We start from the raw sequence: 22,931 nt of genomic DNA on the forward strand, positions 1-22,931 counted from the left end.
CGGATGAGGCCGATTCACCCGGACGGTAACCAGGCTCGGTCACGGCGGACCTGGTCGCCGACGCGCGCCCGCGCCACGCCGGCCGGGCGAAGCCCGACGCGGACGGCCCAAGCCGGCACGCAGACGATGCCCGACGCAACGACGCCGTGCCGGTGCGGGCCATACCGTGCCGGTGCGGGCGTGCGGACGCACCGGTCGCGCCACCCTGGCGAGAAGGGAGCGACCGATGGCCAGCATTTCGACGATCAACCGCACCGACGAGGACATCCGGTCCGCGGTGCTCGACGAACTCGACTGGGAACCCCGGGTCGGACCGCACGAGATCGGGGTCATCGTCACCGAGGGCGTGGTGACGCTGACCGGGCGGGTGGACAGCTACGCCAAGAAGTGGGCGGCTGAGCGCGCCGCGCACCGGGTCACGCAGGTCCGGGCGGTGGCCAACGACATCGCGGTACGCCTGGTCACGGGTGCCGAACACACCGACCCGGAGATCGCCGCCGCGGTCCAGCACGCGCTCCAGTGGCAGGCGTTCGTGCCGGTCGAGGCGCTCGACGTGACGGTCTCCCAGGGGTGGGTCACCCTGCACGGCGAGGTCGAGTGGGAGTACCAGCGCCGCGCCGCCGAGCAGGCGGTGAGCCAGTTGAACGGCGTACGCGGGGTCAGCAACGGACTCACCGTCCGACCGCCGGTACGCCCGGACGCCGCCCTCCTGGCCCGGCGCATCGTCGACGCGCTGGCCCGCAACCGCGCCACCGACGCCGAGCAGGTGACGATACGCGTGCACGGCGACACGGTGCTGCTCGGCGGGTTGGTGCACTCGGTGCCCGAACGCGCCGAGGTGGAGCGGGTCGTCTGGTCCGCACCGGGGATCCGTGAGGTGCAGAACCACATCGCGGTCGCCCCGGTGCTGCGCTGAGTCGGCGCGGAACCACCCGGGTCGGGTGAGCCGCGCTCACCCGACCCGGTCCGAGGCTGGGCGGTATGACCGATCAGCTGACCACGCCCCTACAGGTCACTGCGCGACTTCGCACACCCGTCACGGAGCACGACCACGTCCGTGGTCCGCTGGACGCACCGGTGACGATCGTCGAGTACGGCGACTTCCAGTGCCCCCACTGCGGCCTCGCCCACGCCAACCTGACGGAGGTGCTGCGACAGCGCGGCGGCCAGGTCCGTCACGTCTACCGCCACTTCCCGATCACCAACCTGCACCCGTACGCCGAGCGGGCCGCCGAGGCCGCCGAGGCCGCCGGTCGGCGGGGCCGCTTCTGGGAGATGCACGACTGGCTCTTCGAGCACCAGGACCAGTTGGATCCGGTGCACCTGACCCTCGGAGTGGAGCAGCTCGGCCTGCCGGTCGACGAGGTGGAGGCGGAGATCGAGCGGCACACCCACGGCGACCGCATCCGGCACGACTTCGTCGGTGCCATCCGCAGCGGGGTCGACGCCACCCCCACTCTCTTCGTCAACGACGTCCGCCACGACGGCGACTTCACCCCGGACGCCCTCCGCGCCGCCGTCGACGCCGCCACCGGCTGACGGACATCTCGCCCCGTCCGACGGTGGGCCACACAGGTGGTCAGATGAGGTGCAGTTGACGGGCACGACGGACGGCGTCGCGGCGACGGGTGGCGTCGAGTTTGCGGTAGATGTTCCGCACGTGGGTCTTGACCGTGTTCACCGAGACCGACAGCTCGGCGGCGATCTCCACGTTGGACAGGATGCTCTGGAGGTAACGCAGGATCGTCAACTCCCGTTCGGTGAGCGGCTCGTCCAGCGGCGCGACGGCCGAGTCCGCCGCACCCGGGCCACCCGCCTGCCCGACCGAGGCGTCTGCCGCGCGGACCAGGTCACTCACCAGCGACCAGTGTGCGGTGCCGGAGTCGAGGTGGGCGGCGAGCAGTTCCCGAAGGCCCGGTTCGGCCCGCAGGAACGGGCGACGGTACCCCTCGGGTGCGGCCAGGTCGAGCGCCTGCTCCAAGATCCGGCTTGCCCGCCGGTCGTCACCGGCCCGGACGGCCAGCACCGTGGCCAGCAGCGCGGCGTCCAGGCGTACCGGCAGCGGCCAGTCCGCCGTCGACGCGGCGGTCCAGTCCGGCAACAGCCGGTCGGCACCACGCGGGTCACCGGCCCGCAGTTCGGTGCGGGCCGCCGCGACGGCCACCGGGGCAGCGGCACCCGACACCGGCTCGGTGGACCGCTCACCGGCCAGTTCCCGGGCGGTCTGCACGTCGCCCCGGGCACTGTGCAGGTCCAGTTCGGCGGCGCGCAGCCACGAGCCCAGCTCACCACCGCGCGCACCCCACCCGGTGCGGGCCTCCACCAGCAGCCGGTGGCCGACGCTGAGATCCCCTTCGTCGTGGCGCAGGTACGCGCGACACCACCCGGCGACCGCATCCGCCACCGGTTCACCGCCGGCCGGCGCGGCCAACCCCAGGTGCGCGTCGGCCTCCGCCGGTTGGTCCCGGTGCAGCGCCACGACCGCCAGCGCCAGGTGCGCGTACCCGCAGTCGAGCAACGCGGCCCAGCCCTGGCAGGGCGGCAGGGCCAGCGCCGCCCGCGCCGCCTCCTCGGCGGCGCGCAGCTCCCCGCGTAGCGCCGTCACCAGGGACCACCGGCTGGCACAGACCAGTTCGGTACGCGGACGTGCCGCCTTCCGGGCGGCCGTCAGCGCGGACCCGAAGCCGGTCGCCGCCCTGGTCAGATCACCCTCGTCCAGGGCGAGCAGGGCCAGCGCGGTACCCGCCACGGCCCGCACGTCGGCGTCCTCACCGGCGTGGCCGCGTGGGCCGGTGACCTCCCCCGTGCCGCCGCCTGCGGCCGACGACTCGCCGCCCGGCTCGGCGCCGGTGGGGACGCCCGGCTGACCGTCGGTGGCGAGCAGCCGAGCGGCGGCGGCGCGCACGGTGGGCGGGTCGGCGGCCAGCCGGGCCAGGGTGAGGTCGACCGCGGCGGCCAGTCGTCCGAAGCGGGACCGGCGCGGTTGCGGCAACCGGCGGGAGTGCCCGGCGGCCAGCCGCAGGTACGCCACGGCCGCCCCGGTGTCACCGTCGAGGGCACGCTCGGCGGCGCAGGCCAGCGCGAGTTCGGGATCGCGGTCGACCGCCTCCGGCGGGGGCGGCGCGGGTGCCGACCCGGTGCCCGCCGACGGCTCGTACGGTGCCAGCTCCGGCCAGCGGACCACGAACAGGTCGGTGGCGGCGGTCCAGTCACCGGCGGCGAGGGCGTGGCGCAGCGCGTCGGCCGGTCGGCCGTTGTCGGCGTACCACCCCGCCGCCCGCAGGTGCAGGTCGCGAAGTTCGTCCTCGGGCAGCCGGGCCAGCTCCCGGTGCAGCAGGTCGGCCAGCAGCGGGTGGCACCGGTACCAGACCGGTCGGCTGCCGTCGTGGTGCAGCAGACCACCGCCGTCGGCCAGCGTGCTCAGCCGCTCACCGGCGTCCGCGTCGCCGCTGAGCGCGGCGGCCAGACCAGCGCAGACGGTGTCGACGACGGCCGCCCGGCGCAGCAGCTCACGGTCGGTCGGTTCCAGCCCGGCCAGCGGCTCCGCCCGCAGATAGCCGGCGATCTCCGGCTGGTCGGCACCGAGTTCGGCGATCCAGCGCTCCGGGTCCGCCTGGTCGCGCAGGGCGAGCGCGACGATCCGCAGCACCGCGGCCCAGCCCCCGGTCCGCTGTCGCAGCCGGGCCACTGCGGCAGCCGGTACCGCCACCCCGTGCGCGGTGAGCAGGTCGGCGACCTCGTCGTCGGTGAACGCCAGGTCGTCCGGGCCGATCTCGGCCAGTTCCCCGGCCAGCCGCAGCCGGTGCACCGCCAACGGCACTTCGGACCGCCCCGCCGCCACCAGGCGAAACCGCTGCTCGCTGTGGCGCAGCAGGAACTCCAGCCCGGTCAGCGCCGCCGGGTCGGTGATCTGGTGCAGGTCGTCCACGACCAGCACCACCGGCCGCTCCCGATCCGCCAGCGCGGCGGCGAGGAGTTCCAACTCGTCCGGCCGCGGCGCCCGGTCAGGCAGCACTGCCGCGCCGTCCAGCACGGAGCGCAGCGCGGCACCGAGGTAGCACCAGAGCCGGTCCGGATCGTCACCCGCCTCCACCGACACCCAGGCCGGTGCGGGCTGCTGCGGGTCAGCGTCCTGCCGGGACCGTAGCCAGCTGGCGAGCAGGGTGGTCTTGCCCCAACCGGCGGGTGCCCGGAGCAGGGCGGCCGGACGGTCCACCGCCTCGTCGAGCAGCCGGGCCAGCCGGGGTCGCAGCACCACCGGTTCGGCCGGCACGGCGGGCGTCAGCCGCGACGCCAGCAGGGGCGGGCCGCCCGACGCGCGGATCCCCGCGCCGACCCGGACGGTGCTGCGGTCATCCGGCATCCGGCCCACCCCCACGGACGCGTCGTTCCTCCCCGGTCCTGCGGCGGGCGGTTACCCGGCCCGCGACGGTTCACCCCTTCGGGAGGAGCCGGGTTCACCCGGACGGCGACGACCATGACGGTGGACCGGATGGCCGGGTTGACGGTGGACCGGATGCCGGGCTGTGGCCGGGTGGACGAGCGCTGTGGGCCGCCACGGTCCGGCGTGACGGGGCAGCACAGCCGCAAAGCCGATCTCGGAGGTACGAGTGGGACGGGTCGGGACAGTCGTCGCGGTGGCCGGTGCCCTCGGTGTGGCCGCCGCCAGGGCCGCGCGTACCGCCGTCGGTCGGCAGCGGGCGCGCCTGACCTCCGTGCCGGGGCCGACCGAGGCCCGACGAACCGGACACCCGCGACGTTGGCAGGTGGTCACCGTCGACCGGCCACCGGAGCAGGTGCTCCCCTCGGCTGTCTGGCCGGAGCCACTGCGCCGCCTCGGCGACGCCGTCGAGGTCGAGGTGGCCCGCGCGCCGGGCGGCCGGGGCACCGAACTGGCGGCCCGGGTACGGCCCCACGCGGACTGGCCCGGACTCTCCGCACACCTGCTGGGCGACGACCCCAGCCTGCTGGTCCGACGCACGTTGTGGCAGGTCAAACAGCTCGCCGAGACCGGCGAGGTGCTGCGCGCCGACCGGATGCCCGACGAGCGCGGGCCGGTGGTGCCCGACGTGCGGCCGTCATCGGACGGGCCACAGCGGTGAGAGCGCTGTGCTGGACCTCCGGCGGTGAGTTGACCGTCGGTCAGGTGCCCGACCCGGAGCTGCGCAACGACCACGACGTGATCGTGCGGGTGCGGCGCAGCGCCACCTGCGGGGCCGACCTGTCGCTGCTCGCCGGGCAGACGCCGGGTCTGGCCGCCGGTGACGTGCTCGGCCACGAGTTCCTCGGCGACGTGATCGAGGTGGGCCCGCAGGTACGCCGCCACCGGGTCGGCGACCGGGTGGTGGTCTGCGCGTCGGTGGCCTGCGGCGCCTGCTGGTACTGCCGTCGAGGACTGCCGTCGTGCTGCGACAACGGCAGCACCGATCCGATCGCCAACGAGGCGCAGTGGGGTCACCCGGTGGCGGGCTGCTTCGGCCAGCCGCGCGCCGCAGGCGGCTTCGCCGGTAGCCACGCCGAGTACGTCCGGGTGCCGTACGCCGACGTCGGGGCGTTCCCGGTGCCGGAGTCGGTGGGCGACGACCGGGCCGTCTTCGCCTCGGACGCCGCGCCGACCGGTTGGCTGGGCGCCGAGGGAGCCGAGGTGCGTCCCGGTGACGTGGTGGCGGTGTGGGGCGCGGGCGCGGTGGGTCAACTCGCCGCGCGGGCAGCCTGGCTGCTCGGTGCCGAACGGGTGATCGTGGTCGACCGGCACCCGGCGCGGCTGCTGATGGCACGCCAGCACATCGGCGTGGAGACCATCGACCAGCGGGACAGCGACGTCAGCGCGCAGCTGCGGGAGTTCAGCGGTGGGCGGGGACCGGACGTGTGTGTCGAGGCGGTCGGTGGGCCCGCGGGTGAGCACCGGACGCTCGCCGACCGGTTCACCGGCCGGACACGGGTGCCGGAGGCGGTCCGGGAGGCGGTGTACGCGTGCCGCAAGGGCGGCAGCGTCTTCGTCCTCAACGGCGCTGCCGGCCACGTCGACGCGTTCCCGGTCGGCACCGTCGTGCACAAGGCGCTGACCGTACGCGGGGGACGCCAGCACGGCCAACGCCACATCCCCATGCTGTTGGACCGGATGGCCCGCGACGAGTTGCGTACCGAGCACCTGGCCACGCACCACTTCCCGCTGGAGCGGGCCGCCGAGGGGTACGCGTTGTTCCGGGACCGGCCCGACGAGTGCCTGCGCGCCGTGTTCACCCCGCACTGAGCGGCACCGGTTCACCCCGCGCTGAGCGGCACCGGGCGGATCGCCGACGACGGTGGCATGATCGCGGAATGGCTGCCCAACGCTCGTACGACGTGGTGTTGTTCGGGGCGACCGGGTTCACCGGTGGGCTCACCGCACGCTACCTGGCCGAGCACGCGCCGCCGGGGCTGCGCTGGGCGCTCGCCGGGCGCAACCCGGAGAAGCTGGCCGCGGTACGCCAACGGTTGACCGCGATCGACCCGGCACTGGCCGGGATGCCGCTGCTCACCGCCGACGTCACCGACCCGGCCACCCTGCGGGCGGTGGCCGACGACGCCCGGGTGGTGGCCAGCACGGTCGGCCCGTACGTCCACCACGGTGAGCCGCTGGTGGCCGCCTGCGCCGCCGCCGGGACCGACTACCTCGACATCACCGGCGAACCGGAGTTCGTCGACCGGATGTACCTGCGCCACCACGCCGAGGCGGTGCGCACCGGCGCCCGGCTGGTGCACGCCTGCGGCTTCGACTCGATCCCCCACGACCTCGGTGTCTGGTTCACGGTCAAACAGCTACCGACCGACACCGCGATCACCGTGGACGGGTACGTGCGGGCGGGTGGGCGGTTCTCCGCCGGTACGTACCACTCGGCGCTGACCGCGTTCGCGCGTACCGGCGAGGCGGCGCGGGCGGCCCGCGAGCGCCGCGCCGCCGAACCCCGCCCGACCGACCGTCGGGTCCGGGCCGTGCCGGGGCGGCTGGCCCGCTCGCGGGACCTGCCCGTCTGGGCGGTGCCGCTGCCGACCATCGACCCGCAGGTGGTCCGCCGCTCGGCGGCGGCCCGCCCCGAGTACGGTCCGGACTTCCGCTACCGGCACTTCGCGGCGGTACGACGGCTGCCCACGGTGCTGGCCGCCGGGGCGGGCCTCGGCGCCGTGCTCGGGCTGGTGAAGCTGCCACCGACCCGGCGCTGGCTGCTCGGCCGGCTCGCCTCCGGGCAGGGACCGAGCGCCGAGCAGCGGGCGAAGTCGTGGTTCTCGGTGCGTTTCGTCGGCGTCGGCGGCCAACGACGGGTGGTGACCGAGGTGGCCGGTGGCGACCCCGGCTACGACGAGACCGCGAAGATGCTCGCCGAGTCGGCCCTCTGCCTGGCCTGCGACGACCTGCCGGCCACCGCCGGTCAGGTCACACCGGTCACCGCGATGGGCGACGCGCTGCTGCACCGGCTCACCGCCGCCGGCATCACCTTCCGCGTGCTGAGTCAGCAGTCGGTGGCTGCTTGACCCTCGACCAGGTCGAGGGGGCAGGATCTCCTCGTGGATGGTGACCTGCGCAGCATCGGCGAGTTGGCCCGAGCCAGTGGGCTGACGGTGAGCGCCCTGCGGTTCTACGACGCCGCCGGGGTGCTGGTCCCGGCCCGGGTCGACCCGACCACCGGGTACCGCTGGTACGCCGACGACCAGGTGGCACCGGCCCGGCTGGTGGCCGGGCTGCGCCGGGTCGGCCTGCCGGTGGCCGAGATCGCCCACGCGGTACGCGCCGAGCCCTCGGTGGTGCACAAGTTGCTCGACGCGCACCTGGGACGGCTGGCCGACGGGCTGACCGAGGCACGCCGGGAGGCCGCCCGGATCCGCCGCCTGCTCGCCACCGACCGGCCCGCAACGGCCACCCGGCTCGTCCTGAGCGGAAGCGAGCTGTGCGCCGCCGTGGACGCCGTCCGCTTCGCCGTCGGCACCGACCCAACGTTGCCGGGGCTGGCCGGCGTCCTGCTCGACGTGACCGACGACGGACTACGGCTGGTGGCGACCGACCGACACCGGTTGGCGGTGGCGACGGCCGGTGCGGCGGTATGCGGACCGGCGGTACGGGCACTGCTGCCGGTGGCTGCCGTGGACCGGTTGCGCCGGTTGTCCGACGCTGCCGGTGAGGTGCGGCTGACCCTGGTCGGACGGCAGGTGGTCGCCGACGTCACCGGCGGCCGGTTGCGGGCGACGACCTTGGCGTACGACTTCCCCGACTATCGCCCCCTGCTGCCGCCGGCCGTCGGCGGACCGGCTCGCCGGGTGCCCGTCGACGCGCCTCGGCTGGTCGCCGCGCTGCGTTCGGGCGCGCCGACGGTGACCCGGGAACACGCGGGCAGCCACCTGCCGGTGACCGTGTTGGGGCTGGGCGGCCCGGACGCGCCACGCCTGCTCGGCCCGGACGAACTGGCCGACGACCGGAGCGACGCCGAGCTGCGGATCGGCGTCAACGGCGGGTATCTGCTCGACGCGCTGCACGCGGCCGCTCGGCCACGCCTGGTGTTGGAGCTGGACGGCCCGGTCACCCCGCTGGCCATCCGCCGACCAGACGATCCGGCCGCCTTCTCCATCCTGATGCCGATCCGGCTCTGACCGGGGTGGCGGCGCGGGCCGAGGGCGGTGCGACCGCCGGTCGGTGGGGTGGGTCGGGTGCGGGAGGCGGGGCGATTCGGGCGCGACGGTAGCATCTGGAGGTCCACCTGAGCCCGGACGGAGGCGTACGGAGCAGCATGCTCGACATGGAGTTGATCCGGAAGGATCGCGACGCGGTGGCGGCCGCGCTGGCGAAGCGGCTGGACGCCGCCGAGGTCGACCGGGCGCTGGAGGAGATCCAGCAGCTCGACCGGGAGCGTCGCCGGCTGATCAGTGAGATCGACGGGGAACGTCAGCGCCGCAAGGCCGAGGCTCGGGCGTACGCGCAGGCGAAGCGGGCCGGTGTCGAGCCGCAGGTGACCTCGGAAGCCGGTCGTCGGCAGGTCGCCGAGTTGGAGGCGGAACTCGACGAGGTGCAGGCGCGGCTGCGTAGCACCATGAGTGAGCTGCCCAACCTGCCCGCCGACGACGTGGTGGCCGGCGGCAAGGAGGCCAACCGGGTGGTGAAGACCTTCGGTGCGCCACCGGCCATCGAGAAGGTCCGCGACCACGTCGAGCTGAGCCGGATGCTGGGTCTGGTCGACCACGAACGCGGCGTCAAGCTGGGCGGCTCCGGCTTCTGGATGTACACCGGGCTGGGTGCCCGGCTGGAGTGGGCGCTGATCAACTGGCTGGTCGAGCGGAACATCGAGGCCGGTTACGAGTTCCTCCTCCCCCCGCACCTGCTGCTGGACAGCGCCGGTTTCGCCGCCGGTCAGTTCCCCAAGTTCTACGACGACGTCTACCACCTGGACAAGCAGTCCGCGCCGCGTGGCCAGTTCCTGCTGCCGACGGCGGAGACGGCGATCCTCGGGGCGTACCAGGACGAGATCCTGGAGACCTCGAAGCTGCCGTTGAAGGTGTTCGCGTACACCCCGTGCTATCGGCGCGAGGCGGCCGGTTCGCACTCCGACGAGCGGGGCACCGTCCGGGGCCACCAGTTCAACAAGGTGGAGATCTTCCAGTTCACCCTGCCCGAGCAGGCCGACGCCGCGCTGGAGCAGATGGTCACCCACGCGGAGAGCCTGGTCGAGGCGTTGGGCCTGCACTACCAGCGCAGCCTGCTCGCCGCCGGTGACTCCAGCGCGTCGATGCGCAAGACCCTCGACATCGAGGTGTGGATGCCCAGCACCGGCAAGTACAAGGAGGTCTCGTCGGTCTCCTGGGGCGGTGACTACCAGGCCCGCCGGGCGGCTGTCCGCTACCGCGAGCCGGGCGGCAAGCAGACCCGTTTCGTGCACACGCTCAACGGTTCCGCGCTGGCCACCAGCCGCCTCTACCCGGCCATCCTGGAACAGTTCCAGCAGCCGGACGGCTCAGTCCTGGTGCCGGAGGTCCTCCGCGACCGGCTGGGCACCGACCGTCTCACTCCTCGCTGACCGGACCGCTGGCGTTCCCGGCCGGCGCGCACGCTCGGTGCGCGCCGGCTCGGTGTTAATAAGGGGCCCTTTCTCTACCGCAGGCGTTAACAAGGTGCCCTTCCTTCTCAGCAGGGCGGTGAGGAGGAGGGCGGCGAGCAGGGTGGTGAGGGTGGTGGGGCCGGCGGCCGTGATGGTGTCGGCCAGCCAGCGCTGGAGGCTGGCGGCGGTGGTCACCAGCGGGTCGGTCAGGGCCTCACGGTTGCCGGCGGCCAGCCGCACCTCGTACCAGCCGTACCAGGCGACGTAGCCACCGGCGAGCAGCAGCACCAGTCCGCTGAGCCGGGGAGCCCAGGCGCCGGCCCCGCGCAGCCGGGCCACCACCTCGCCGCGCAGCAGCGCCACGCCGAGCGCGGCCACCGCCACCACCAGCCCCATCCCGAGGGCGTACGCGCCGAACAGCACCAGCCCGCGTGCCGTCGAGCCAGCCTGGAGGCTGGTCACCACGGTCGCCAGGAACGGCGCGATGGCGCAGCCCAGCGAGGCCGTCGCGTAGGCCATCCCGAACAGCACCATGGACGGCAGCGAACGGGTCAACCGGGGTGCCCGGGCCAGCGGGCGGGGCGTCGGCAGTCGCCGACCGGCGAGCAGCCAGCACCCGAGCAGCACCAGCAGCACGCCCAGGCCCACGGTGAACCAGGGCAGCCGGGGCCGCAGCCAGCCGGCGACGGGGGCCAGCAGCAGCCCGAAGGCACCGAACACCAGGACGTACCCGAGGGTGAGCGCGCCCGCGGCGGTCAGCGCCCGACCGACGGCCCCCCGGGTGTCGGCGCTGCCGGCAACCAGCAGCGACAGGTACGCGGGCAGCATCGCGAAGCCGCACGGGTTGACCGCGCCGAGCATGCCCGCCGTCAGGGCGAGCAGCAGCGGCGCTTCCATCAGGCCGCCAGCGCGGTCACCCGGCGGGTGAGGTCCTCGCCGTCCAGCCAACCCTTGTGGATCACCCGTCCGTCCCGGTCGATGATCACGAAGGTGCTCTGCTCGACGACCTCGAAGCGCCGCCAGAGCACCCCCGCCCGGTCCTCGATCTGCGGCATCGGACCCAGTTCGAACTCGGTGACGAAGTCGGTCATCGCCTTGCGTTCGCCGAGCCCCGCCACGCCGATGATCGGCACGGTCGTCCGGAAGCCCGGCTCGATCTCGGCGATGGTCCACGCCTGACTGGCGCAGCTGGCGCACCAGGGCGCCCAGAACCAGAGCACCACCGGGCGTCCGGCCAGGGTGGCCGCGTCGAAGGCCGCGCCGGTCAGGGTCGTGCCGGTGAACCGCAGAGTGTCCGGCACCGGAGCAGCGGGTCCGGTCGGCGAGGACGCCGGGTCAGCCGGAGCGGACGCCGCGCTGTCGGCCGGTGGGGCCGCCGCTACGTCCGGTCCGCCGCATCCGGCGGTGGCCAGCACCACGGCGAGCAGGGCGGCAGTGACCGTGCCGGTTCGCCGTACCGGCGAAGTGACCGACCCCATCGGCGTCTCCTTCGGTCCGCTCGCCCGGCAGCCGGGCGGCCACGCCACCATCCGGCGGCACTTGGAGGGTGAGGAGGCGCGCCCGCAGCAGGACGGCCCCGCACCCACGCGCTCAGGCCTTGGTCAGCCGCAGCGCCAGCTCCGGGCAGACCTTGACCGCCTTCACCGCGCCCTCCCGCAACCAGGTCGGCACCGGGGTGGGCGGGAAGGCGGGGTATCCGTTCTGGTCGAGCCGGATGAAGTCCGGCACCACGTGGGCGCAGAGACCGTGCCCGTCGCAGCGGGACCAGTCCAGGACCAGCTTCTGCGGGTCCGGGTCGGGGGCACCGGGCAGGCCCATCATGCCCTTGACCCGTCGACCGCAGCCCTCGCCGGTGGTGTGCTTCTTCAGGTCCTCGGCGAAGACCTCCATCGCCGAGAGCGCGAACCGGGACGTACCGTCGGGGTGGCTGCACGCGCCTCGACCCTTGACGTCCCCGGCGGCGGCCCGCACGACCTCCACCGGCGCACTGCCGGAGACCGCCAGGTCGACGGCGCGGGCCAGGTCGGGCAGTCCCCGCTTGCACGGGCCGCACTGCCCGGCGGACTCACCGGCCAGGTAGCGCACCACCTGCGCCGCCTCACCGAGCGGGCAGGTGTCGTTGGCGAGCGGGACGATGATGCCCGCGCCGAGCGTGCCACCGACCGCGGCGAGTCCCTTGCGGGAGACCTCGGCCTTCTCCGCCGCCTCCCGGGTGATCCACTTGCCGTGGTAGCCGCCCATCAGGATGCCGGGGCCGTCCGGCACCTCGCACAGTTCGAGGATCTCGGCCAACGGGGTGCCGGCCGCGCACTCCACCACCGCGTGCCGCTTCGCCGCGCCGGTGACGCTGAGCAGCACCGTGCCGGGTTCGTCGTCGGTGCCGAGCGCGGCGTACTCGTACGGGCCGAGGCGGGCGGCGATCGCCATCTGGGAGTACGTCTCGGCGTTCGACAGCAGGGTCGGCAGTCCGCCGACGCCGGAGTCGCTGGAACGCTTCTTGGTGCCGGGCGGGATGTGCGGCAGCCCGTTGATCCCGTTCACCAACGCGCCACCCTCACCGCTGATGAAGCGGTGCGGCACCGTCACGACGCTGGTCGGCGCGGGCATCCGGCGCTCGTCCAGAGCCTCCATCAGGGAGTCCCGGCCCACCAGGTCGTCGGCCACGCAGAGCACGATCTCCTCGGCGTCCAGTGCGAACGCGGCCAGCGCGGCACCGTCGAGGATCAGGTGCGGCGCCCGGGTGAGCAGGACCTTGTCCTTCCAGCTGGCCGGTTCCCCCTCGGTGGCGTTGACCACCACGACGGGCGGCAGGTCCTGGCGTTCGCAGGATTCCAGCACCGCCCGCAGCTTCCTGGCGAACGGGAAGCCGGCTCCGCCCTTGCCCTTGAGTTGGATGCCCTCGGCCAGACGCAGCAGGTTGGACGGTTCCATCGGGCTGATCGGGCCGTGCACCATCTCGTGGGCGCGCAGGTCGAGGCGACCGAACTCGGCGAACCCCGCAGTGAGCCGGGGCTCACCGACGGCGGCCACCGGGGGGACGGTGGTCCGCATGGTCACTTGGCCTCACCTCGCAGCCCGGCCCAGTACGCGCCGTCCACCGAGTCCGGGTCGGCCCGGCGGCGACGCCGGCTCTCCCCCGACGAGGCGCGGCGGGCCCGCCGGGAGGCCAGGTCGACCAGGGTGGGGGTGTCGTCGTCGTCCACGACATCCTCCGGGGTGTACCGGGCCGGCGGACGCCAGTAGTCGGTCTCCGCCTCCGGCAGGTCGGCCTCGGCGCTGTGCCGTCCGCCGCCGCTACGCGGCGCGGCCGAGATCGGCGAGCCTGAGATGGGCGCGCCGGAGATCGGATCGACCGAGATCGGGGCGGTGGACTCCCACCGACGCGGGCTGTCCCAGGGCTCCTCCGGCTCGTCCTGGACGCGCGGCGGGGCCGAGTACCGGCTGCCGACCTCGGTCCGGGACCGACGGGGTCGGCCGTACTCCTCCTCGTCCTCGTCGCGGCGGCGACGCACCGGCGCCTCGTACTCCATCAGGTCCTCGTCGCGGCGGGACGCGCGGCGGCCCACCGGCTCGCGCTCCTCCTCGCGCCGCGACCGGCGGCGGGTCGGTTCCTCGTCGCGCCGTGACCGGCGGCCCACCGGTTCCAGGTCGTCCTCGACCCGCGAACGCCGCCCGGTGCTCTCGATGTCCTCGTCCCGACGGGAGCGCCGGCTGGTCGGCTCCGCGTCGCGTCGACGGCGTACGACCGGCTCCAACGCCTCGGTCTCGCGGCGCACGACCCGCTCCAGTTCCTCCTCCTCGCGGCGCGAGGCACGCCGGACGACCGGCTCGAACTCCTCGTCGCGAAGGTCCCGCTCACGCAGGGTGCCCGGCTCGGGGACCATCGGCACGGCGAACCGCTCCGGATCGTTGCGCCGGATGGTGGGGCTGGCCCAGGTGCCGGAGGTGCTGTCGGCCCAACTGGTGTCCCGACGGACGCGCTTCTCGCGACCGTCGTCGGCGTCGCCACGTCGGCCGGTGATGGTGCCGAGCAGCGTCTTGCCCCGGGTCTCCTCGGTGGACTTGCTGCCGCTCATCACCTCGTTCAGGACGGCGGCCTGCTGCTGCTCGCGGCTGCGCCGTTGCAGGGTGACCGAGAGGCGGACCATCAGGGCGAGCACCACCAGCACCACGCAGGCGAAGTAGCTCAGGCTCACCCAGGTGGCGGGCGGGCGGCCGGCGAGAAGACCGTGGAAGATGGCGAACGGCCAGGAGACGTACGCCATGGAGTGCAGCGCGCGCCACACCCACTTCGGGCCGACGTCGGCGAAGCGGGCGCGGATGACGCCGGTCCAGAGCACACCCACCATGAGCAGCGCGGCGATGGTGCCGAGTCCGACGTAGAGGCCCCGACCACCGACGAACGGCACGGCGGCGTCGGTCACTCCCGCCCGACCGCTGGCGATCTTCGTGATGACGTGGAAGAGCAGCCCCGCCACGCCGAGGATGCCGGTGGCCCGGTGCGCGGACTGTAACAGCACCCGGTGCCGGATGAGCAGCACCAGCCGGTCGGTGGCGAGCAGGCCCATCATCACCGTGAGGCTCAGCGCGACCAACGCGATCACGCCGGCGAAGAACTCGGTGAAGAAGAAGCCCATCGCGTACATCGTCTGGCCCGCGCCGGTGAGCATCGTCAACGCCCACAACGCGGCCAGCCCGGACGCGGAGAGCGCCAGGATCTGGCTGCGGGACCAGACGCGGATCCCTCGACTGCTGCTGCTGGTACGGACGGCAGCCGCCTTCTCGTTCTGCGTAGCCCGGGCCATCTGCTCCTCGATCGTCTCGCGGCGGCGCACCGCCGGCCGACCTGTTCCCCACTCCAGTACGCAGCGCGGCCCCGGTCGGATCAGTGTTCACGAAAAAAATCTCGACGAGTTGTCGAACCGCCCCGCCCGCTGGCGCGTGTAACGCGCGTTCCGCCGCCGCCAGCGCCACTCATTGACAGGCGTTGAAACCCGCTTGTAATCTTTCCGCAATTTTTCAGCCTTGATTGCAAGATCTGGGCAACCCGTGCCATCTCCCCCGTCCCCCGTCCCCCGTCCCCCTTGGAGCCCCCGATGCGCAAACGTCGACTCCACCCGGCGATCGCCCTCGCCGTGATCGCCGGCCTCCTCGCCCCCGGCGTGGTGACCGCACCCCCGGCGGTCGCCGCCCCGACCGGCGGCAAGAAGGTCATCGCCAACCTCTTCGAGTGGAACTGGCCCTCGGTCGCCAGCGAGTGCGGCAGCACGCTCGGCCCGAAGGGCTACGGCTTCGTCCAGGTGTCACCACCACAGGAGCACGTACGCGGCAACCAGTGGTGGGTGGCCTACCAGCCGGTCAGCTACCGGATCGAGTCCCGCAAGGGCACCCGCGCACAGTTCAAGTCCATGGTCGACGCCTGCCACGCGGCCGGCGTGAAAGTGATCGTCGACGCGGTCATCAACCACATGTCCGGCCAGGACAACGGCGGCGTCGGCTGGGCCGGCTCGTCCTACCAGCACCACGTCTACCCCGGCATCTACCAGGCGCAGGACTTCCACTACTGCGGTCGCAACGGCAACAACGACATCGTCAACTACCACGACCGGTACGAGGTGCAGAACTGCGAGCTGGTCAACCTCTCCGACCTGAAGACGGAGTCGGACTACGTCCGCTCCCGGCTGGCCGCATACCTCAACGACCTGCTGTCGCTCGGCGTGGACGGGTTCCGGTTGGACGCCAGCAAGCACATGCCGGCGGCCGACATCGGCAACATCCTCAGCCGACTCAGCCGACCGGCGTACATCGTGCAGGAGGTCATCTACGGCGCGGGCGAGCCGATCACGCCGAACGAGTACACCGGCAACGGCGACGTGCACGAGTTCCGCTACGGCAAGGACCTGGCCCGGGTGTTCCGCTCCGAGCGGCTCGCGTACCTGCGCAACTTCGGTGAGGGCTGGGGCCACCTGCCCAGCGGCGTCGCCTCGGTCTTCGTTGACAACCACGACACCCAGCGCGACGACGGCGGGGTGCTCACCTACCGGGACCGGGGCATCTACGCACTGGCGAACGCGTTCATGCTGGCCTGGCCGTACGGCTCCCCGACGGTGATGTCGAGCTACACCTTCAACAACCGGGACGCCGGACCACCCTCGGACGGCAACAACAAGACGCACAACACGGTCTGCTACTCCGGCTGGGAGTGCGAGCACCGCTGGCAGGTGATCGCGAACATGGTCGGCTTCCGCAACGCCACCGAGGGCGCCGGGGTCAGCAACTGGTACGACAACGGCAACAACCACATCGCCTTCAGCCGTACGGGCCGCGGTTACATCACCATCAACCACGAGGGCTCGGCGATCAACGGCCGCTCCTACTACACCGGTCTCCCGGCTGGCCGCTACTGCGACGTCATCCACGGCACCTTCACCAACGGCACCTGCTCCGGCCCGGTCATCACCGTCGACGCCAACGGCTGGTTCTCCGCCAACATCCCCGCCCACGACGCCCTAGCCATCCACCAAACCGCCCGCCTCCCCTAACCCCCACCCCACCCCACCCCCCACCCCGCCGTGTTGATCAAGAAGTTTGCGTCGGAATACGGCCCGAACGTGACCAAAACTTCTTGATCAACACGGAGGGGGTGGGGGGTTTGGGGGGGGTTGGGGAGGGGTTGGGGGGTAGGGTGGGTGGGTGGGGTTTTGGGGGGTTCTGGGGTCGCGGGGGCGGCGGAAGGTCGCCGTCGGGGTGGGCGTGGCGGTGCTGATGAGTGGCGCGGCGTACACCGGGTGGGCGTTGACTCCGGCCACCGCACCTGCGCCGGTCGTCGGGTCCACGGGCGAGGTGGTGCCGACCACTCCGGCGTCGCCGTCGGCGGTCGCCGAGCGGGTGCTGCCCGCCGCGCCGGCACCGGACGGGCTCCCGGTGATCGACTACGACCCGGCCCCCGCCGGTTTCCCCGACGACCCGGACACCCTCGACACCACACCGCTGACCCAGGGCCTACAGCCGACCCGCAGGCTGGCCGCGTACGACGCACCCGGTGGTCGACCACTGGCGTTCCTGATGCCGACGATCAGCGAGGTGGACCTCACCGTGCCGATCGCCCGCCGCGAGTCCGGCTGGACGGCGGTGCTGCTCCCCTCGGCCAACCGCAAACTGGCCTGGCTACCCCCCGGCGACTTCCGCACCGTCGCGCTGCGCGACCAGATCGTGGTGGAGCGCAAACCCTTCCGGCTCACCTGGTACCGCGACGGCACCGCCCAGCGCTCCTGGCAGGTCAGCCTGGGGCAACGGGGTCAGGAAACCCCGCTCGGCCGCACCTTCGTCCTGGGCCGCACCCCACCGCCGGAGTCGGTCTACGGCGGGGTCGACATCTACGCCCTCGGCTCGATCCCCGACGACCCGGATTCGGTGCCCGCCGGGCTGCGCGGCGCCCACATCGGCATCCACACCTGGTATCACGACGGTGAGCTGGGCCAGCAGACCACCAACGGATGCATCCGGCTGACCGCCAGCGGCCAGCGCCTGCTGTTGGAGAAGGTCGGCCCCGGCACCCCGGTGGTGGTCGTCGACGAGCTACCCGCCCCGCCCCCGACCGCCTGAGCGGGCACGGAACTCCCCGACGGGGCCAACTTCCGCCAGAGGAACTCCAGCGACATCGCCTCGATGAAGGCCCGCTGCTCGTTGTTGGCCGCCGCCCCGTGCCCACCCTCGACGTTCTCGTAGTACGCCACGTCGTGGCCGTACTCGCGCAGCCGGGCGGCCATCTTCCGGGCGTGCCCGGGATGCACCCGGTCGTCACGCGTGGAGGTGACGAACAGGACCGGCGGATACCGCACGTCCGCTCGCACGTTGTGGTACGGCGAGTACTCCCGCAGGTAGGCCCAGTCCTCCGGCACGTCCGGGTCGCCGTACTCGGCCATCCAGGAGGCACCGGCCAAAAGCCGGTGGTAGCGCCGCATGTCCAGCAACGGGACGTTCGCCACGACCGCCCCGACGAGCGACGGGTAGCGGGTCAGCATCGCACCCATCAGCAGGCCGCCGTTGCTGCCGCCCTCGATGCCCAGCATCGCCGGGGTGGTGATACCCCGGGTCACCAGGTCGGTCGCCACGGCCGCGAAGTCCGCGTACGCCCTCGGTCGGTGCTCGCGCAACGCGGCCCGGTGCCAGCGCGGGCCGTACTCGCCGCCGCCCCTGATGTTCGCCACCACGTAGGTGCCGCCACGGGCCAGCCAACCCCGGCCGACGATCCCGTCGTAGCCGGGCGTCAGGGAGACCTCGAAACCGCCGTACCCGTGCAGCAGCGTCGGTCCGGCAGGCGCGGCCGGATCCCCGACCACGAAGTACGGCACCCGGGTGCCGTCGGCGGAGGTGGCGAAGAACTGACGTACCGCGAGGCGGTCCGGGTCGAAGAACGCGGGCGCCCGCTTGAGCGTCTCCACACTCCCGCCGACCGCACCGAGGCGCAGCGTGGCCGGCTGGAGGAAGCCCTCCGAGGCGACCAGGTAGGAGTCGTCCCGGTCGGGGTCGGTCTCCACGAGGCAGCCCTCCTCGTCCGCCGGCACCCCCGGCAGGGGCTCCCGCCGCCAGCCGCGCCCGGTGGGGGTGAGCACCTCCAGCCGGCTACGGACGTCGGTGAGGGTGGTCAGGATCAGGTGGTTGCGGGTCCAGGCGGAGCCACCGAGCGAGGTGTGCTCGTCGGGGCGGAACAGCACGTCGAAGTCGCGGGAGCCGGCGAGGAAGTCGTCGAACCGGATCGCCAACAGCGCCCCCGCCGGATGGGTCAGCTCACCGACCGGCCAGGGCGTACGCGGCTGGATCAGCAACCACTCCCGGCGTACCCCCCACTCCGCGTCCTCGGGCACCGGGATGCGGACCCGCTGTCCCGCCCCGGTCAACAGGAAGTTCTCCGAGCGGTAGAAGTCGATGCTGCGGCCGACGAAGTCGCGCTCGAAGCCCGGCGTCGAGTCGCGCCACCCGTACGCCCCGACGTCCAGCGTGGACGCCTCGAAGGCGACTTCGGCGTCGGTCAACGGGGTGCCGCGTCGCCAGCGCAGCACCACGCGCGGATAACCGGCGTCGGTCAGCGAACCCGGGCCGAGGTCGGTGCCGATCCAGATGTGGTCGACGTCGATCCAGCAGACGTCGGTCTTGGCCTCGGCGACGGTGAAGCCGCCGTCGACGAAGCACCGGTCGACCAGGTCGTACTCGCGTACCACCACCGCGTCGGCACCGCCCCGGGACAGGCTGACCAGGCAGTGCCGGTGTTGGGGCGGCAACGTCGCCACGCCCGCCCAGACCCAGTTCTCGCCCTCGGCGCGGGCCAGGGCGTCCAGGTCGAGCAGGACGTCCCACTCCGGCTCGGGTCGGCGGTACTGGTCGAGGGTCGTGCGTCGCCACAGCCCGCGCGGATGGGCGGCGTCGCGCCAGAAGTCGTAGTAGAAGCCGTCGCCGCGCCATCCCGGGTACGGGATGCGGTCGTCCGCGTCGAGCACCTGCCTGATCTCGGTCTGGCGGGCGACGAACGTCGGACTGCCGGTCAACGCCGCGACGGTCTCGGCGTTGCGCTCGCGGACCCAGGTCACGGCCTCCGGGCCGTCCAGGTCCTCCAGCCAGAGGTACGGGTCATCGCTGTCATCGGTCGAGGTCGCCACCTTCGAACTATCGCCGAACCTCGACGCCGCACCCGGCCCGGTGGCTGTCGACATCGCGACTGACGCTCACGCTTGCGGTCGGGGTGACGTTCGGCCCTGGCATGGGAAGGGGCTGCCGGGGTATCACCGGAACATGAGGGCGAATTTCCGGCTCGGTCGGATCGTGGGCGTACCGGTCGGGGTCAACTGGAGTGTCCTGGTCATCTTCGCGCTGATCTGGTGGGGGCTGTCGGCCAACCTGTTCCCGCAGTCGTACCCGGACCGGTCCGTGCTGGCGTACCTGCTGGCCGGGCTGACCGCGGCGGTGGTCTTCTTCCTCGGCCTGCTCGCCCACGAGGTGTCGCACGCGGTGGTGGCCAAGCGCAACGGACTCGGCGTGCAGGGCATCACCCTGTGGCTTTTCGGCGGGGTCGCCGAGCTGCGCGGCGAGGCCCGCTCCCCCGGTGCCGAGCTGCGCATCTCCGGGGTCGGGCCACTGGTCAGTCTGATCATCGGCGTCTTCTTCGGCGCGATCGCGATGCTGCTCGCCCTCGCCGGGGTCGAGGGCCTGGTGCTGGGCGTGATGGCCTGGCTCGCCGGCATCAACCTGCTGTTGGCCGTGTTCAACATCCTGCCCGCCGCACCGTTGGACGGTGGGCGGCTGCTGCGGGCGGCGGTGTGGAAGGCCACCGGCGACCGGACCCGCGCCACGGTGGTGGCGGCCCGCGCCGGCTGGGTGCTCGGCCTGGCGCTGATCGGGTTCGGGCTGTGGCGGTTCCTCAGCGGTACCGGCGTCGGCGGGCTGTGGTTGGCGCTGATCGGCTGGTTCCTGATCGGCGCGGCCACCATGGAGGAGCGGCAGGCCCGGGTGGGCGACGCGCTGCGCGGTGTCCGGGTCGGCGACGTGATGACCCCGCAGCCGCAGACCGCCTCCGGTGAGCTGACGGTCGCCGACTTCGTGAACAACTACCTTTTCGCGTACCGGCACACGGCGCTGCCGTTGACCGAGGACGGCCGCCCCGTCGGGCTGGTCACCCTCGACCGGGTACGCGGCGTGCCGGCCGACGAGCGGGGCAGCACCACGTTGGCGGCGGTGGCCTGCCGCGCCGACGACCTGGTCCTCGCCTCCCCCGACGAGCCGCTGACCGACCTGCTGCCGAGACTCAGCGAATGTGCCGACGGCCGCGCACTGGTGGTCACCGAGGGCCGCCTGATCGGCATCGTCTCCCCCAGCGACATCAGCCGTGCCGTGCAGCGCAGCAGTATGCGTGACCAGCTCGGCGCCGGTCGCTGACCCGTCGACCCCGCCTCAGTCGAGGTGGTCGACCGGCGCGGTCTGCAACAACCACGCCAACGGCATCCGCGCCTGCTCGACGTAGCGCCCTTCGCCGCCGAGTTCGTGCAACGTGACCGTCTGCGCGCCGTCCCGGTCCACCACCCAGTACCGGGGGATGCCCGCCGAGGCGTACTCGCGGACCTTCGTCACCGAGTCCATCGCCTCGGAACCGGGTGACACGATCTCGATCACGAGTACGACGTCCGCGACCGCCGACCACACGCCGCGCCGGGGAGGTTTGCGCCAGACGCTGAGGTCCGGAATCCTGCCGCCGTGCCCGTCCGGGCCGGGAATGCGTACGCCAACGGCCTGGAGCACCTGTTCCGCCGGCCAACCCGCCATGATCAACCAGGCGAAGATGCGGCTGGCGATCGTCGCGTGCTCCGAGTCCGGTGGCGGCATGACCGACAGGACCCCCTCGGGGCTGGTCTCGTACCGATGACCGTTCACGTCGGCGGCGTTCATCGCCGCCACGTCGTCGAGCGTCACGACGGCGGGCATGTGCATGCCGACGGCCTCAGCGCTCATGGGCCCATCCTAGTGCGGTGTCCGGGCCCGTCGACCGGGCCGCGCCGCGTCGGTCCGCCGGGTCGTCCCCGGCGGGGAACAGGGTCTCGTCAGCGGGGAAACAGGCGGTCGAACTCCTCGGTGCGGAACTTGCCCCCGGGGTCGAGCCGGGTCACCAGCGCGGCGAAGTCAACCCAGCGGGGGTAGGTGGCGGCGATGGTCTCGGTCGGCATGGTGAAGACCTTGCCCCAGTGCGGGCGGGGCGCGAAGGGGGCCAGCGCCCGCTCGACCTCGGCGACGACCGGGAGTACCGCACTCGTGTCGGCGATCCAGGTGAAGTGCACCGCGAGGCTGTCCCGGTCGTACTGCGGGCTGAGCCACAGCTGGTCGGCGGCGACGGTACGCAACTCGCTGGTCAGCAGGACCGGGGCGATCAGGTGCGCCACCTCGTCCAACGCGGCGAGCGCGGCACCGGCCGCCGCCCGGGGCAGGTGGTACTCGGACTGGAGTTCGTCGCCGTTGCTCGGGGTGAAGCCGAGCCGGAAGTGCGGCAGCCGCTCGTGCCAGGGGCCGGGCACGCCGAGCTGCTCGGTGCAGTTGACCACCGGCATGCCGGGCACCGGATGCCAGGGGCGGTCGGCCGCCGTGGTGCCGAGCCAGTCCGCCGGGGGCGCGGGCTGGTCCGCGAGCTGCTTGCGCCAGACCTGGGTGCCGCGGGTGGAGCGCCAGTCGGTGAAGACACTGACGCTGTACGCCGAGCTGAGCGCCGCGTCCAGCGCCTCGCGCGGCAGGTCCAGGTGGACGTACTGGCGTACCTCGAAGGTGGGCACCACGTCCAGGGTGACCCGGGTGACGATGCCCAACGCGCCGAGGGAGACCACCATGCCGGCGTACTCGGTGGCGGTGCGGTCCACGGTGATCAGCTCACCGGCGGCGGTGACCAGTTCCAGGCCGGCGACGGCGGTGGCCAGGTTGCCGACGGCCACCCCGGAGCCGTGGGTGCCGGTGGCGACCGCGCCGGCCACCGAGATGTGCGGCAGCGAGGCGAGGTTGGCCAGCGCGTACCCCCGCTCGTGCAACCAGGTGGCCAGGTCGCCGTAGCGCATCGCGGCCGGTACCTGCACCACCCGCCGCGCCTCGTCGAGCCGCACCGTGGCCGGCAGCCCGGCCAGCGTGACCAGGTCCCCGGTGGTGTCGCCGATTCGGTTGAACGAGTGCCCGCTGCCCACCGCCCGGATCCGGTCGCTGCCGATGACCAGCTCCCGCAGCTCGTCGACCGATGACGGCCGGTGGTGTGCCCGTGCTGCGTACGCGACGTTGCCGGCCCAGTTGCGCTGCGTCGACACTTCGTCCCCCTCTCCCCGCCGGCGGTTACCGCCGGCTTCGTCGGGG

General features: G+C 73.0%; 17 protein-coding genes and 1 pseudogene. 10 read left to right on the plus strand and 8 right to left on the minus strand.

Translation table 11 applies throughout. The annotated features are described in order from the left end of the window. The first annotated feature begins 226 nt into the window (after positions 1-226). On the plus strand, positions 227-916 hold the full coding sequence (locus FF096_RS19360) for a BON domain-containing protein (RefSeq protein WP_155220495.1): 690 nt from the start codon (positions 227-229) through the stop codon (positions 914-916). 77 nt (positions 917-993) lie between these two features. Beyond that, positions 994-1,539, plus strand: coding sequence for a thioredoxin domain-containing protein (locus FF096_RS19365; RefSeq protein ID WP_155220636.1), 546 nt, complete (start codon positions 994-996; stop codon positions 1,537-1,539). A 40-nt stretch (positions 1,540-1,579) separates the two neighbouring features. Here FF096_RS19365 and FF096_RS19370 read toward each other — a convergent pair whose 3' ends face one another. Continuing rightward, positions 1,580-4,363: a LuxR C-terminal-related transcriptional regulator gene (locus tag FF096_RS19370; protein WP_155220497.1), complete on the minus strand. Its 2,784-nt coding sequence runs from the start codon at positions 4,361-4,363 to the stop codon at positions 1,580-1,582. 247 nt (positions 4,364-4,610) lie between these two features. On the opposite strand from FF096_RS19370, the gene FF096_RS19375 reads away from it, so the two are divergent. The 5 genes from FF096_RS19375 (at position 4,611) to serS (ending at position 10,040) form a co-directional block, all read left to right on the plus strand. Then, the gene (locus FF096_RS19375) at positions 4,611-5,102 is read left to right on the plus strand and encodes a hypothetical protein (protein WP_375335359.1); all 492 of its coding nucleotides are present in this window, start codon (positions 4,611-4,613) and stop codon (positions 5,100-5,102) included. Next, entirely contained in the window at positions 5,099-6,253 is a 1,155-nt protein-coding gene (locus FF096_RS19380) for an alcohol dehydrogenase catalytic domain-containing protein (RefSeq protein ID WP_309223604.1), read from the plus strand. Before FF096_RS19375 ends, FF096_RS19380 begins: the two co-directional genes overlap by 4 nt. 68 nt (positions 6,254-6,321) lie before the next feature. Beyond that, positions 6,322-7,512 carry a trans-acting enoyl reductase family protein gene (locus FF096_RS19385; protein ID WP_155220499.1) on the plus strand — a complete coding sequence of 397 codons (1,191 nt, stop codon included), beginning with the start codon at positions 6,322-6,324 and terminating at the stop codon, positions 7,510-7,512. Between the two features lie 33 nt (positions 7,513-7,545). Next, on the plus strand, positions 7,546-8,622 hold the full coding sequence (locus FF096_RS19390) for a MerR family transcriptional regulator (protein ID WP_309223605.1): 1,077 nt from the start codon (positions 7,546-7,548) through the stop codon (positions 8,620-8,622). Positions 8,623-8,759: 137 nt separating this feature from the next. Next, positions 8,760-10,040, plus strand: a complete 1,281-nt coding sequence (gene serS, locus FF096_RS19395; protein WP_155220501.1) for a serine--tRNA ligase — start codon at positions 8,760-8,762, stop codon at positions 10,038-10,040. Here the strand turns inward: serS and FF096_RS19400 are convergent. The 4 genes from FF096_RS19400 to FF096_RS19415 all read right to left on the minus strand — a co-directional run bounded on the left by FF096_RS19400 (position 9,978) and on the right by FF096_RS19415 (position 14,896). Further along, positions 9,978-10,958, minus strand: a complete 981-nt coding sequence (locus FF096_RS19400; RefSeq protein ID WP_155220503.1) for a cytochrome c biogenesis CcdA family protein — start codon at positions 10,956-10,958, stop codon at positions 9,978-9,980. The two genes, serS and FF096_RS19400, sit on opposite strands and share 63 nt — an antisense overlap. Then, positions 10,958-11,539, minus strand: coding sequence for a redoxin domain-containing protein (locus FF096_RS19405; protein WP_155220505.1), 582 nt, complete (start codon positions 11,537-11,539; stop codon positions 10,958-10,960). The genes FF096_RS19400 and FF096_RS19405 overlap by 1 nt, the downstream gene beginning before the upstream one ends. A gap of 112 nt (positions 11,540-11,651) precedes the next feature. Further along, on the minus strand, positions 11,652-13,112 hold the full coding sequence (locus tag FF096_RS19410) for an NADH-quinone oxidoreductase subunit NuoF family protein (protein WP_155220644.1): 1,461 nt from the start codon (positions 13,110-13,112) through the stop codon (positions 11,652-11,654). Positions 13,113-13,114: 2 nt separating this feature from the next. Beyond that, positions 13,115-14,896 carry a ferric reductase-like transmembrane domain-containing protein gene (locus FF096_RS19415; protein WP_309223606.1) on the minus strand — a complete coding sequence of 594 codons (1,782 nt, stop codon included), beginning with the start codon at positions 14,894-14,896 and terminating at the stop codon, positions 13,115-13,117. A gap of 261 nt (positions 14,897-15,157) precedes the next feature. On the opposite strand from FF096_RS19415, the gene FF096_RS19420 reads away from it, so the two are divergent. Together FF096_RS19420 and FF096_RS26765 are read left to right on the plus strand one after the other, a co-directional pair. Further along, on the plus strand, positions 15,158-16,603 hold the full coding sequence (locus FF096_RS19420; RefSeq protein ID WP_155220507.1) for an alpha-amylase family protein: 1,446 nt from the start codon (positions 15,158-15,160) through the stop codon (positions 16,601-16,603). Positions 16,604-16,754: 151 nt separating this feature from the next. Next, the gene (locus tag FF096_RS26765) at positions 16,755-17,666 is read left to right on the plus strand and encodes a L,D-transpeptidase family protein (protein ID WP_309223607.1); all 912 of its coding nucleotides are present in this window, start codon (positions 16,755-16,757) and stop codon (positions 17,664-17,666) included. Positions 17,667-17,704: 38 nt separating this feature from the next. Here the strand turns inward: FF096_RS26765 and FF096_RS19430 are convergent. Next, a pseudogene (locus FF096_RS19430) lies at positions 17,705-19,771 on the minus strand (prolyl oligopeptidase family protein); the annotation flags it as partial. A gap of 79 nt (positions 19,772-19,850) precedes the next feature. Between FF096_RS19430 and FF096_RS19435 the strand changes: the two are divergent. Continuing rightward, positions 19,851-20,990, plus strand: coding sequence for a site-2 protease family protein (locus tag FF096_RS19435; protein ID WP_155220509.1), 1,140 nt, complete (start codon positions 19,851-19,853; stop codon positions 20,988-20,990). A 15-nt stretch (positions 20,991-21,005) separates the two neighbouring features. Here the strand turns inward: FF096_RS19435 and FF096_RS19440 are convergent, their stop codons facing one another. Both FF096_RS19440 and FF096_RS19445 read right to left on the minus strand, forming a co-directional pair. Then, positions 21,006-21,560: a Uma2 family endonuclease gene (locus tag FF096_RS19440; protein WP_155220511.1), complete on the minus strand. Its 555-nt coding sequence runs from the start codon at positions 21,558-21,560 to the stop codon at positions 21,006-21,008. Positions 21,561-21,649: 89 nt separating this feature from the next. Further along, a complete protein-coding gene (locus tag FF096_RS19445; protein ID WP_309223608.1) occupies positions 21,650-22,885 on the minus strand; it encodes a D-arabinono-1,4-lactone oxidase in 1,236 nt (411 codons plus the stop codon). Between the last annotated feature and the right edge of the window lie 46 nt (positions 22,886-22,931).

The organism is Micromonospora sp. CP22 (assembly GCF_009712475.1).
GTDB lineage: Bacteria > Actinomycetota > Actinomycetes > Mycobacteriales > Micromonosporaceae > Micromonospora.

Bases quoted from the DNA above. Each gene is read 5' to 3' on its own strand.
- FF096_RS19360 (WP_155220495.1), top strand. From the start codon at position 227: ATGGCCAGCATTTCGACGATCAACCGCACCGACGAGGACATCCGGTCC.
- FF096_RS19370 (WP_155220497.1), bottom strand. From the start codon at position 4,363: ATGCCGGATGACCGCAGCACCGTCCGGGTCGGCGCGGGGATCCGCGCG.
- FF096_RS19385 (WP_155220499.1), top strand. From the start codon at position 6,322: ATGGCTGCCCAACGCTCGTACGACGTGGTGTTGTTCGGGGCGACCGGG.
- serS (WP_155220501.1), top strand. From the start codon at position 8,760: ATGCTCGACATGGAGTTGATCCGGAAGGATCGCGACGCGGTGGCGGCC.
- FF096_RS19400 (WP_155220503.1), bottom strand. From the start codon at position 10,958: ATGGAAGCGCCGCTGCTGCTCGCCCTGACGGCGGGCATGCTCGGCGCG.
- FF096_RS19405 (WP_155220505.1), bottom strand. From the start codon at position 11,539: ATGGGGTCGGTCACTTCGCCGGTACGGCGAACCGGCACGGTCACTGCC.
- FF096_RS19410 (WP_155220644.1), bottom strand. From the start codon at position 13,112: ATGCGGACCACCGTCCCCCCGGTGGCCGCCGTCGGTGAGCCCCGGCTC.
- FF096_RS19420 (WP_155220507.1), top strand. From the start codon at position 15,158: ATGCGCAAACGTCGACTCCACCCGGCGATCGCCCTCGCCGTGATCGCC.
- FF096_RS19435 (WP_155220509.1), top strand. From the start codon at position 19,851: ATGAGGGCGAATTTCCGGCTCGGTCGGATCGTGGGCGTACCGGTCGGG.
- FF096_RS19440 (WP_155220511.1), bottom strand. From the start codon at position 21,560: ATGAGCGCTGAGGCCGTCGGCATGCACATGCCCGCCGTCGTGACGCTC.